The sequence below is a fragment of the Xanthobacter autotrophicus genome, assembly GCF_029991245.1.
GTDB classification, from domain to species: domain Bacteria; phylum Pseudomonadota; class Alphaproteobacteria; order Rhizobiales; family Xanthobacteraceae; genus Xanthobacter; species Xanthobacter autotrophicus_C.
Map to the genome: position 1 here is coordinate 1 of NZ_JAIVFO010000138.1, position 12,000 is coordinate 12,000.

General features: G+C 69.1%; 9 protein-coding genes. 2 read left to right on the forward strand and 7 right to left on the reverse strand.

Translation table 11 applies throughout. From position 1 onward, the window contains the following. The first annotated feature begins 229 nt into the window (after window positions 1-229). Both K9U41_RS18560 and K9U41_RS18565 read left to right on the forward strand, forming a co-directional pair. Window positions 230-2,077: a sensor histidine kinase gene (locus K9U41_RS18560; protein ID WP_282642356.1), complete on the forward strand. Its 1,848-nt coding sequence runs from the start codon at window positions 230-232 to the stop codon at window positions 2,075-2,077. Then, window positions 2,074-2,709: a response regulator transcription factor gene (locus tag K9U41_RS18565; RefSeq protein ID WP_282642357.1), complete on the forward strand. Its 636-nt coding sequence runs from the start codon at window positions 2,074-2,076 to the stop codon at window positions 2,707-2,709. The genes K9U41_RS18560 and K9U41_RS18565 overlap by 4 nt, the downstream gene beginning before the upstream one ends. Before the next feature lie 626 nt (window positions 2,710-3,335). Here K9U41_RS18565 and K9U41_RS18570 read toward each other — a convergent pair. The 7 genes from K9U41_RS18570 to K9U41_RS18600 all read right to left on the reverse strand — a co-directional run bounded on the left by K9U41_RS18570 (window position 3,336) and on the right by K9U41_RS18600 (window position 11,617). Continuing rightward, entirely contained in the window at window positions 3,336-4,022 is a 687-nt protein-coding gene (locus K9U41_RS18570; protein WP_282642358.1) for a response regulator transcription factor, read from the reverse strand. Window positions 4,023-4,032: 10 nt separating this feature from the next. Next, a complete protein-coding gene (locus K9U41_RS18575; protein ID WP_282642359.1) occupies window positions 4,033-6,735 on the reverse strand; it encodes a sensor histidine kinase KdpD in 2,703 nt (900 codons plus the stop codon). A gap of 155 nt (window positions 6,736-6,890) precedes the next feature. Next, entirely contained in the window at window positions 6,891-7,496 is a 606-nt protein-coding gene (locus K9U41_RS18580) for a K(+)-transporting ATPase subunit C (RefSeq protein ID WP_282642360.1), read from the reverse strand. Between the two features lie 12 nt (window positions 7,497-7,508). Further along, window positions 7,509-9,602 (reverse strand): potassium-transporting ATPase subunit KdpB, encoded by a 2,094-nt coding sequence (kdpB, locus tag K9U41_RS18585; RefSeq protein WP_282642361.1) that lies wholly within the window; start codon window positions 9,600-9,602, stop codon window positions 7,509-7,511. Between the two features lie 25 nt (window positions 9,603-9,627). Next, window positions 9,628-9,798 carry a hypothetical protein gene (locus K9U41_RS18590; RefSeq protein ID WP_282642362.1) on the reverse strand — a complete coding sequence of 57 codons (171 nt, stop codon included), beginning with the start codon at window positions 9,796-9,798 and terminating at the stop codon, window positions 9,628-9,630. A gap of 1 nt (window position 9,799) precedes the next feature. Further along, window positions 9,800-11,515, reverse strand: a complete 1,716-nt coding sequence (kdpA, locus tag K9U41_RS18595; protein ID WP_282642363.1) for a potassium-transporting ATPase subunit KdpA — start codon at window positions 11,513-11,515, stop codon at window positions 9,800-9,802. Window positions 11,516-11,527: 12 nt separating this feature from the next. After that, window positions 11,528-11,617 (reverse strand): K(+)-transporting ATPase subunit F, encoded by a 90-nt coding sequence (locus K9U41_RS18600; RefSeq protein WP_041575709.1) that lies wholly within the window; start codon window positions 11,615-11,617, stop codon window positions 11,528-11,530. Window positions 11,618-12,000: the final 383 nt, after the last annotated feature.

Consider the following 12,000-nt stretch of genomic DNA (forward strand, 5'->3'; position numbering starts at 1 on the left):
GGATGATCGTGTCTGATCCGCTGTGGCCCGGCCGGGCGGTGATCGGGAGGGCGCCGGCGCCGCCACTTGCGTCCGGCAGCAAGGTGGGCCCTCATGAGCGGCCTGTCGCGGGCACGGGTTTGGGGCACGCGTGAAGCCGGTGAGGTGCAATCGCAGCATGCGCGCAAACGGCGTCGGTCCGGATGGGCTGCGTGTGCGGTCGGGCACGGCTTGGATCGCCTGCCGCGGCATGGCGATCTGTCTGCTGCTGCTGGGCACCGTGCACCCCGGCTGCGCCGAGCCCGCCCGGCGCCATGTGCTGGTTCTGTTCGAGAACAACCGCCTGCTGCCGGGCAACGTGCTGGGCGACCGCGGCATCACCAGCGCGCTGGCAGAGGTGGACCGGAGCACCGAGATCAGCACCGAGTTCCTCGATTATCCGCGTTTCAGCGGGGCCGCCTATGTGGCCACCGTCACCCGGTTCCTGAAGGAGAAATACGCGGCGCGGCCGCCCGGCGTCATCATCGTCGCCGGCGACAAGGCGCTCGATTTCGCCCTGAACACGCGGGCCGGGCTGTTCCCCCATGTTCCGGTGGTCCATGTGGGGGTTGCCCGCTCCTTCCTCGCCTCCCGTCCGCCCCTGCCTGACGACGTGGTGGGCGTGCCGTTCGATCGGGATTTCGCCGCCACCATCGGGCAGGCCCTGGACTGGCATCCGCAGGCCCGGCATCTGGTCCTGGTCACCGGCGCGTCCGAGCAGGATCGGAACTGGGAGGAGGACCTGCGCCGGGCGGCCGGGCGCTTCGAAGGCCGGGTGGGCGTGGAAATGCTCGCCGGCCGCACGACCGCGCAGGTGCTGAAGCGGGTGGGGGAACTCGGCACCGACGCGGTGGTGGTCACGCCCGGATTTTTCCGCGACGGAGCCGGCAGCATCTTCACGCCGGCGGAAGCGGTGCGGCTGATCGCGCAGGCGTCACGCGCACCGGTCTACGGGCCCTTCGTCACCTTCATCGGCACCGGCGCCGTGGGCGGGTGGATGACCAGTTTCGAGGCCATGGGCCGCGAGGGCGGGTCCATCGCCAACCGGCTGCTCGCGGGGCAGGCGCCCTCGGCCCTGCGCCTGCCGCAGGTGATGCCGGTGGCGCTCCATGTGGACTGGCGGCAGATCGAACGCTGGGGGATCGATCCGGCGGCGGTGCCGGCCGATGCGATCATCCAGTTCCGCTCGCCCGGCTTCTGGCAGACCTACAGCAGGGAAACCATGGCGGTTGCCCTGGCCTTCCTGCTGCAGAGCCTGCTGCTGACCGCCCTGCTGCTTGAGCGCAACCGCCGCCGCAGCGCGCAATCGAGCGTGGACCGGTATCGCTTCGAGCTCGCCCACGCATCCCGGCTGGCGGTGGCGGGCGAATTGACCGGCTCCATCGCCCACGAGATCAACCAGCCGCTCGCGGCCATCCTGAGCAATGCGGCGGCGGCGGAAATGATGCTGGAGTCCGGCGCGGCCCGGCCCGGCGACCTCAAGGACATCCTGGCCGACATCCGGCGCGACGACCTGCGCGCAAGCGAGGTCATCCGCCGGCTGCGGGCGCTGCTCGCCAAGCACGAGGTGGAGCGCCAGCCCTTCGACCTCAATGAGATCCTGAGCGACGTCATCGCCCTTTTGGGCGCCGAGGCCCGCCGCCGGCGCATCGCGCTGAGCGCACGAGCGGCCGCCGAGACCATCACGGTGGTCGGCGACCGCATCCAGCTCCAGCAGGTGCTGATCAACCTGATCATGAACGCCATGGACGCGCTGGCGGACACGCCGGAGGAGCAGCGCAACGTCGCCCTGTCGCTCGAAGGCTCGGCGACCGGCGCGACCATCCGGGTGCGCGATCGTGGACACGGAATTACTGCCGAACATCTGGCGAAGCTGTTCGAGTCCTTCTTCACCACCAAGCGCAAGGGCATCGGCCTCGGCCTGTCCATTGCCCGCACGCTGGTCGAAGCCCATGGTGGCACCATCGCGGCCGAGAGCGTGCCGGGGGAGGGCGCCGTCTTCACCATCTGGCTCCCCCGGGTCGCGCCCGGCGGCAGCGTCTGGGTCGGGGCAACATGAGTGCGGCACCGCTGGTCCACGTGGTGGACGACGACGATTCCCTGCGCACCGCCGTGGTCCGGCTGCTGACCGCCGCCGGGCTGGAGGTGCGGGCCTATGCCTCCGCCGGCGATTTCCTGCTCCAGGCGCTGCCCAAGGGGCCCGGCTGCATCCTTCTCGACCTCAGGATGCCTGGCCCTTCGGGGCTGGAGCTTCAGCGGGCCCTGCGCGATCGAGACGCGACGCTGCCCGTGATTTTCTTCACCGCCCACGCGGACGTCGCCTGCAGCGTCGAGGCCATGAAGGCGGGCGCGGTGGATTTTCTGATGAAGCCGGTGGAACCGCAGGTGCTTCTGGACGCCGTCCATCGCGCGCTCGAACGCAATGCGCTGCTGTGTGCCGCACGCGCCGATGCGCAGGATCTGCTGGCCCGCTTCGCCCTGCTCTCGCCGCGCGAGCGCGACGTGTTCGATCTGGTGGTGGCGGGCAAGCTCAACAAGCAGATCGCCGACGAGCTTGGCATCGCGGAGCGCACCGTGAAGGCCCAGCGCGCGCAGCTCATGACCAAGCTGGGAGCCGAATCCGCCGCCGAGCTTGGTCGCCTGGCCGAACGGCTGCAGCGCTTGTGCGAAGGGCGGCACCACGACAGGTGAGCGCGCGGGCTCTGCGGCATCTTCGGGCGGCGCCGCTTCTCCCGTCTCGGTCCTGATCAAGCGTCCGCTCCAGGGCGCGGCGCAGAATGTATCTTGATACTTCCATTTGCCCTTACGGGCATGGCGCATTGCCCCTTTTACGGATGGTCCGAAGAGCCTCCCGGCGCCAAAGATGCGCGGTGAAGTCGGCCCTCGGCGCCAACGGCCTGATACCAGCGATCCCGGTCTTTGACCGGTGCCGGGAGCGTATGGCCCAAGCGCTCACCGGGCCGCCGAACAGCCTCGTGATCCCTCGTGATTTTGGGCGACGACGTTCCGGGGGATGATTTTCTGCGTAGAGATTTGGGCCGGTTCAATGGGGCGTCGTCCAACAGGGCGAAGCGATCAGGACAACGGCCGGACCACAGGCTTGATCTGCGGTCATCGGTTCTCCCGCCCCGTCCTCCGCGGCGGCGGGCTAGGCCGGTAGCCGTCGACCAAGACCGCCGCGATCGCGCCGGAAGGCCCGGTCGCGGCGGATCTCCCGGTGCCCCCGCTCCGAAGGGCACGACGGGCGCACGCCGCCTTCGCGGTCGCCCACACCTTCGGCGTCGCGCCGCGCCCGCACGATCCCGTCACCGGGCCGGTCAGTCCGGCTCCGCCAGGCGGTAGCCGACGCCGGTCTCGGTGCGGATGTAGCGCGGCTGCTCGGCGTTGTCCTCCAGCTTCTGGCGCAGCTGGCGCACATAGACCCGCAGATACTGCACGTCATAGGCCTGCCCCCAGACCTTTTGCAGGATGAAGGCGTGGGTCAGCACCCGTCCGGCGTGCTGCACCATCAGGCGCAGGATGTCGTATTCCTTGGGCGAGAGCTTCACCTCCCGCTCCTTCAGCCGGACGATCCGGCGCACCAGGTCCACCGAGAGGTCGCCCACCTTGAACAGGGGCTTTTCCCCCTGCTGCTGCAGGCGATGGCGCAGCGCGACGCGCAGGCGGGCGATCAGTTCGTTCATGCCGAAGGGCTTGGTCACATAATCGTCGGCCCCGCCCTCCAGCGCCTCGACGATGCCCGCCTCGTCGGTGCGGCTCGACAGGATCACCACGGGGATGTCCAGGCCCTCGGCACGCCAGCGGGCCAGCAGCTCGCGGCCGGGCATGTCGGGCAGGCCGAGATCCAGGATGACGAGGTCGGGTCGCGCCTCGGCCACGCGGGCCATGGCCTCGGCGGCGGTGGCGGCGCTGGTCACATCATAGTCCTGGGTGGAGAGCCCGGCATGGAGCAGCTTGCGGATGGCCGGCTCGTCATCCACCACGAGGAGCTTCACGCCGTTCATGGTGCGTCTTTCATGGCAACGCCTTCAGCGCACGGGCCTGCAGCGGCACCGGCATGCGGATGGTGAAGGCGGCGCCCTGCCGGTCGGCCCGCGGGTCGGCGGTGAGGGTGCCGCCCATGGCCTCCAGGAAGCCGCGGCTGATGCCGAGGCCGAGGCCGGTGCCGGCCCGCACCTGGTCGCCCTTGCGGACGCGATAGAATTTGTCGAACACCCGCTCGCGATCCGCCTCGGCGATGCCCGGCCCCTCGTCCAACACGGCGAGCGTGACGAAGGCGCCGTCGGACCAGCTTTCGATGCGCACCAGCGAGCCCTCCGGCGCGTATTTGGCGGCATTGTCGAGGAGATTGAACAGGGCCTGCTCGAACAGCACCGGATCGATGTTGAGCATGGGCAGGTCCGGGGCGAGCTCGATCTCCAGCCGGTGATGCCGCAGGATGGACTGGGCGCGGTTGAGCGCGCTGCCCACCACCTCGCTCACGTCGCACAGGCCGGCATTGGGCACGATGGCGCCGGACTCCAGCCGGGTCATGTCCAAAAGGTTGGCGATGAAGCGGTTGAGCCGCTCGGCCTCCTCCTCGACGGTGGAGAGCAGGTCCGAGCGCGCCTCCTCGGTCAGCGCGGAGAAGAAGCTGCGCAGGGTGCCGGCCGCGCCCATGATGGAGGCAAGCGGCGTCTTCAGGTCATGGGAGATGGAGGTGAGAAGCGCCGTGCGCAGCCGGTCGGTGGCCGCATCCAGCCTGGCCTTCTCCACGTCCGCCACCAGATTCACCCGCTCCACGGCGAGCGCGGCCTGGTCCGCCAGCGCATCCATGAGCCGCCGCTGCTCGGGGGTGAGCAGCGGCCCTTCCTTGTCGCGGTCGATGCCGATGACCCCCACCGCGCCGCGCCCGGTCTGCATGGGCATGAACAGGCGCTTTGCCCCCGGCAGGGTATCGGCGCCGCGCCCGGCCCAGCGGTTGTTCTCGAACGCCCAGCGGGCGGCGGCAAGGTCGGCGGCGTCGATGGCGTCTTCCGGCGGATAGGCCGCCTTCACCGCCAGGGTGTCGCCATCCGGCAGCACGATCACCACCCGCACGTTCAGCATGGAGGCGATCTGGAAGGCGGTGGCCCACAGCAGGTCGTCGAGGGTGCCGGCGCCGGCAAGCTTCCTGGAGAACAGATAGAGGTCTTCCGCCGTCTTCGCCCGCGCCCGCGCCGCCAGCGCCTGGGCGCGCACCCGCGCCGTGAGGTTCGAGGCGATGATGGCCACCACCAGGAAGAAGAACAGGGCGACCACGTTCTCAGGGTCGGTGATGGTGAAGGTGTAGAGCGGCGGGATGAAGAAGAAGTTGAACGCCAGCATGCCGGCGACCGAGGCGAGCAGCGCCGGCGCCAGCCCGTGGCGCACCGCGCTCACCAGCACGGCGGTGAGGAACACCAGCGCGATGTTCTGGAGCGCGAGGATCTTCTGCAGGCCGAAGCCCACCAATGTTGCCAGCCCGACGATGAGAAGGCTGGCGAGATAAGGCCACGTCTCCCGCCGGCCGGTGGGCGCGGCCGCTGCGGCGCGGCCGGGCGGCGGTGTCTCCTTCTCCCCGGCGATGACGTGGACGGAGATGTTGCCGGAGCGGCGCACCAGTTCGTGCACCACCGAGCCGTTGAGGATCTCGAACCAGCGGGAGCGGTCGGACTTGCCGATGACGATATGGGTCACGTTGGCAGAGCGGGCGTGGGCGAGCACGTCGTCGGCGATGCGGGTGCCGCCGGGGATGGTCACGGCTTCCCCGCCCATGCGCTCCGCCATCCTCAGGAAATCGGCGATGCGGTCGCGCTCGGCGGTGTCGAGCCGCAGCGCGCGCTCGGTCTCCACATAGAGCGCCACCCAGGGCGCCCGCAGCCGGTCGGCGAGGCGCTTGGTGTAGCGCACCAGCGCGGCGCTGCGCGGGTCCTCGCTGAGGCAGACCAGCACCCGCTCGCCCGCCGCCCATGGGCCGGATATGGCGTGGGCGCGCATGTGGGAGAGCAATTGCTCGTCCACCCGCTCGGCGGTGCGGCGCAGGGCCAGCTCGCGCAAGGCGGTGAGGTTGCCGGGGGAGAAATAGTTGTCCACCGCCCGCCGCGCCGTCTCGGGCACGTAGACCTTGCCCTCCTTGAGGCGCTGCAGGAGGTCGCCCGGGGTGATGTCGATGACCTCGATGTCGTCGGCGCGGTCGATGATGGCGTCGGGCACCGTCTCGCGCACCCGCACGCGGGTGATCTGCGCCACCACGTCGTTGAGGCTCTCCACATGCTGGATGTTGAGCGTGGTGTAGACATCGATGCCCGCCGCCAGCAGCTCCTCCACGTCCATGTAGCGCTTGGCGTGGCGGCTTTCGGGGGCGTTGGTGTGGGCCAGCTCGTCCACCAGCACCAAAGCGGGGCGACGGGCGAGGATGGCGTCGAGGTCCATCTCCTCGATGATCCGCCCCTTGTAGGGGATGCTCCGGCGCGGAATGACCTCCAGGCCGGCCACCAGCGCCAGCGTCTCGCGCCGGCCGTGGGTTTCCACCACGCCGATCACCACGTCCGTGCCCTCGTTCCGGCGCGCATGGCCGGAGGCAAGCATCTCGTAGGTCTTGCCCACGCCGGGCGCTGCCCCGAGAAAGATCTTCAGGCGGCCGCGGGTCTCCCGCTCGGCGGCCGCGAGCAGGGCATCGGGCGAAGGCCGCAGGTCCGCGGCACGGTCTTCGGACATGGCCTCCTCCGGGAGCCGGGTGGTGTGCCACCCAGCCCCTTTGCTTATACCATCGGCCCGGTCTTCGACCGGTGCCGGGCGGGTTCGCTCAAGCGCCGCGCGGGCTTGGCCAAAGGCCCGTGAGCCAAACTCACGAGCCTTTGGCTACTGGTCTGTCACTGCGGGCGCGCCTTGTCGAGGGCGAGGTTCAGGGCCAGCACATTCACGCGCGGCTCGCCGAGAACGCCGAGGGTGCGATCCTCCATGGTCTCTTCCACCAGCCGGCGCACCACGCCTTCGCTGAGGCCGCGCGCCTTGGCGACCTGCGGCACCTGGAACAGGGCCGCCTCCGGCGAGATATGGGGGTCGAGACCGCTGCCGGAGGTGGTGACGAGGTCCACCGGCACCGGGTCGCGGGGGTTCTGGGCCTTGAGGGCGTCAAGGTCCGCCTTCACCCGGTCGGCGAGGGCCGGATTGGTGGGGCCGAGATTGGAGCCCATGGAGTTCGCCGCATTGTAGGGCGTGGCCACGGTCTTGGTGGCATCGGCGGGGTCGGCGCCGGTGGTGGCGGAGGGCCGGCCGTGGAAATAGCGCTCGGAGGCAAAGTTCTGGCCGATCAGCTCCGAGCCGACCACGGTCCCCTCGCGGGTGATGAGGCTGCCGTTGGCCTGCCGGGGGAAGAGGGCCTGCGCCGCCCCGGTCATGGCAAGGGGGTAGGCGAGGCCGGTGAGCGCCGTCAGCGCGATGAGCACGACGAGCGCGGGGCGAAGTTCCTTCAGCATGATGATGTGTCCTCAAACCAGGTGAAGGGCCGTGACCGCAAGGTCGATGGCCTTGATGCCAACGAACGGCACGAGGATGCCGCCCAGGCCGTAGATCAACAGGTTGCGCTTCAGCAGCGCCGCCGCCCCGATGGGCCGGAAGGCGACGCCCTTCAGCGCCAGCGGGATGAGGGCGATGATGATGAGCGCATTGAAGATGATGGCCGACAGGATGGCGCTCTGGGGCGAGGCCAGCCCCATCACGTTCAGCGCGCCGAGCTGCGGGTAGAAGGCCACGAACATGGCGGGGATGATGGCGAAATACTTCGCCACATCGTTGGCGATGGAGAAGGTGGTGAGCGAGCCGCGCGTCATCAGCAGCGCCTTGCCGATCTCCACGATCTCGATGAGCTTGGTGGGGTCGCTGTCGAGGTCCACCATGTTGCCGGCCTCGCGGGCGGCCACCGTGCCGGTGTTCATGGCCACGCCCACGTCGGCCTGGGCGAGAGCGGGCGCGTCGTTGGTGCCGTCGCCGCACATGGCCACCAGCTTGCCCTTGGCCTGCTCGTCGCGGATCAGCTTAAGCTTCGCCTCGGGGGTGGCCTCGGCGAGGAAATCGTCCACCCCCGCCTCGGCGGCGATGGCGGCGGCCGTGAGCGGGTTGTCGCCGGTGATCATCACCGTGCGGATGCCCATGCGCCGCAGCTCCGCGAAGCGCTCGCGGATGCCGCCCTTCACGATGTCCTTCAGGTGGATGACGCCGAGCAGCCGCCCGTCGCGCGCCACCGCCAGCGGGGTGCCGCCGGACTTGGCGATCTCCTCGGCGATGGCATTGATCTCGCGGATGGACTCCTGGCTCACCAGCGTCCGCACGTTCTGCACCGCGCCGGAGGCGGAGACGGTGCTGGTGCCGGCCTGGACCGAGGCGAGGATGGCATCCACCGCGCCCTTGCGGACGGACGAGCCGTCCACGTCCACGCCGCTCATGCGGGTCTGCGCGGTGAAGGGGACGAAATGGGCGTGGAGGCTCGCCATGTCGCGGCCGCGGATGGCGTATTTCTCCTTGGCCAGCACCACGATGGAGCGGCCTTCCGGGGTCTCGTCGGCGAGGGAGGCGAGCTGGGCGGCGTCCGCCAGGTCCTGCTCGCTCACCCCGCGCACCGGGCGGAAGGCCGAGGCCTGCCGGTTGCCCAGCGTGATGGTGCCGGTCTTGTCGAGCAGCAGGGTGTCCACGTCGCCGGCCGCTTCCACCGCGCGGCCCGACATGGCGAGCACGTTGAAGCGCACCAGCCGGTCCATGCCGGCGATGCCGATGGCCGAGAGCAGCGCGCCGATGGTGGTGGGAATGAGGGTGACGAACAGCGCCACCAGCACCACCACGGAGATGGAGCCCCCCGCATAGGAGGCAAAGCTCGGGATCGACGCCGTCGCGAAGATGAAGATCAGCGTCATACCCGCGAGCAGGATGTTGAGGGCGATCTCGTTGGGCGTCTTCTGCCGCTCGGCGCCTTCCACCAGCGCGATCATGCGGTCGAGGAAGGTGGCGCCCGCCGCCGCCGTGATGCGCACCTTGAGATGATCGGAGACCACCGTGGTGCCGCCGGTGACGGCCGAGCGGTCGCCGCCGGATTCGCGGATCACCGGGGCGCTCTCGCCGGTGATGGCGGCCTCGTTCACCGAGGCGACGCCTTCCACCACCTCGCCGTCGGAGGGGATGACGTCGCCGGCTTCCACCAGCACCACGTCGCCCACCTTCAGCGAGGTGCCGGGCACGGTGCGGAAGGCGTTGCCCTCGCCGGTGAGCAGCTTGGCCTGGGTCTCGGTGCGGGTGCGGCGGAGCGATTCCGCCTGGGCCTTGCCGCGCCCTTCCGCCACCGCTTCCGCGAAATTGGCGAACAGCACGGTGAACCACAGCCACAGGATGATCTGGAAGGAGAAACCGAGACCCGTGCCGGAGGTGACGAGGTCGCGCACGAACAGCACCGTGGTGAGGAGGGCGACCACCTCCACCACGAACATGACCGGGTTTCTCACCATCGCCCGCGGGTCGAGCTTGCGGAACGAGGCGCCGATGGCGGGCAGGAGGATGGCGGGGTCGAGAAGGCTTACGGAATGGGATCTGGCCATGGAGGCACTCCCGGGGGAAGAGGAATCAGTGGGCTGAGATGTTCAGCGCCAGCGCGATGACGGCCTGGATGGCGGCGGCAAGCACGAGGGCGGCGACGGACACGATCAGGATGATTTCGGAGGCCGAGAACGGCAGGCGCCGCGCCTTGGGCTCCCGCCCGGCGCGCGGCCGGGCAGGAGGGGGGTGGTGTTCCATGTCAGCCTCCCGCGCCGAAGCTCTGCCCGGCCGCCGCCGCGAGATGCTCGACGATGGGTCCGAGCGACAGGGCCGGGAAGAAGGTGAGCCCGCCCACGATCAGGATGACGCCCACCAGAAGGCCCACGAACAGGCCGCCGGTGGTGGGGAAGGTGCCCGCCGAGGCCGGCACGGTCTTCTTCGCCGCCAGCGCGCCGGCCAGCGCCATGGCCGGCACGATCATGAGGAAGCGGCCGACGAACATGGAGGAGGCCAACGTCAGGTTGTAGAAGAAGGTATTCCCCGTGAGCCCGCCGAAGGCCGAGCCGTTGTTGGCGGTGGCCGAGGTGAAGGCGTAGAGGATCTCCGAGAAGCCGTGCGGCCCCGGATTGGCGATGGAGGCCACCGCCGAGGGCGATACCGTCGCCACCGCGGTCCAGCCGAGCATCATCAAGGGCAGGATGAGGATGGCGAGCATGGCCATCTTCACTTCCTTGGCCTCGATCTTCTTGCCCACATATTCCGGCGTGCGGCCCACCATGAGGCCGGCCACGAACATGGTGATCACCACGAACAGCAGCATGCCGTACATGCCGGCACCCACGCCGCCGACGATGATCTCGCCCAGCTCCATGTTGATGAGCGGGATCATGCCGCCCAGCGCCGTGAAGCTGTCGTGCATGGCGTTCACCGCGCCGCAGGACGCCGCCGTGGTGACCACCGCGAACAAGGCGGAGGCGACGATGCCGAAGCGCAGCTCCTTGCCTTCCATGTTGCCGCCGGTCAGGCCCAGGGCATTGAGCGCCGGCGTGCCGGAGGCTTCGGCCCAGTAGGTCACGCCGACGCCGGCGACGAACAGGACGCCCATGGCGCCGAGGATCGCCCAGCCCTGCCGCTCGTTGCCCACCATGCGGCCGAACACGTTGGTGAGCGCCGCGCCCAAAGCGAAGATGGCGACCATCTGTACGAAGTTGGAGAGCGCGGTGGGGTTCTCGAACGGGTGGGCGGCATTGGCATTGAAGAAGCCGCCGCCATTGGTGCCGAGCATCTTGATGGCCACCTGCGAGGCCACCGGGCCCAGCGCGAGGGTCTGCTTGCCGCCTTCCAGGGTGGTGGCGTCGATGTAGGGGCCCAGCGTCTGCGGGATGCCCTGCCACACCAGGAACAGGGTGAAGACCACGCAGATGGGCAGCAGCACGTAGAGGGTGCAGCGGGTGATATCCACCCAGAAATTGCCCACCGTCTGCGCCGAGGCGCGGGAGAAGCCGCGGATCAGCGCCATGGCCAGCACGATGCCGGTGGCGGCGGACAGGAAGTTCTGGTGGGTGAGGCCCAGCATCTGCACGAGGTAGCCCATCGTGCTTTCACCACCGTAATTCTGCCAGTTGGTGTTGGTGATGAAGCTGATGGACGTGTTGAAGGCAAGGTCCGGCGCCACCGCGCCCATGCCCTGCGGATTGAAGGGCAGGAGATCCTGCACGCGCATGAGGGCGTAGAGCAGGAGGAAGCCGCCCACGTGGAACAGCAGCATGGCGATGGTGTAGGTGAGCCAATGCTGTTCCCGGCTCGCATCCACGCCGCCGAGGCGGTAGACGAGCTTCTCCACGGGCGCGAAGACGGGGGAGAGCAAAGTGCGTTCGCCCGCGAATACGCGGGTCATGTAGCCGCCGAGCGGCCGCGTCAGCACAAGCACGACGAGGCAGAACAAGGCGATCTGGATCAGGCCGTTGGGTGTCATGGCAAGATGTCCTCAGAACCGCTCGGGATTGAGGAGCGCGAAGGTGAGGTAGAAGAGAAGCCCTGCGGTCACGAGGCCGCCGAGCGCATAATCAAAGACCATGGAAGTTCTCCCAGGGGCGAGAGCCGCCCCGGATTTCGGCGCGAAAGATCGTTCGCTCAGAGCCGCTCGCAGAGGTGGCCGTAGCCGATGGCGCCGGCGAACAAGCCGAGGCCGAGAGCAAGCATCAGAAGGTCGAGCATGACTTTGGCTTTCCGGTCCGTTTCATGTTTCGGGGGAGGGCGCGGCGCCGGTTGGCGGAGCGCTCGCCTCACGGGCCTGAAGCTGGCGCGAACGGGATCAAGATTCGAGAGGGATGCCGCAGGGGCGGCATAGGAATCTCATAAAGATCGCGGCGGGTGGGTGGTGTCCCGGTTGGAACGCCCGCCGCCGCTGCGACCGGGTGCACCGTGGAACCCTCTCCCGCTTGCGGGGGAGGGCAGGGT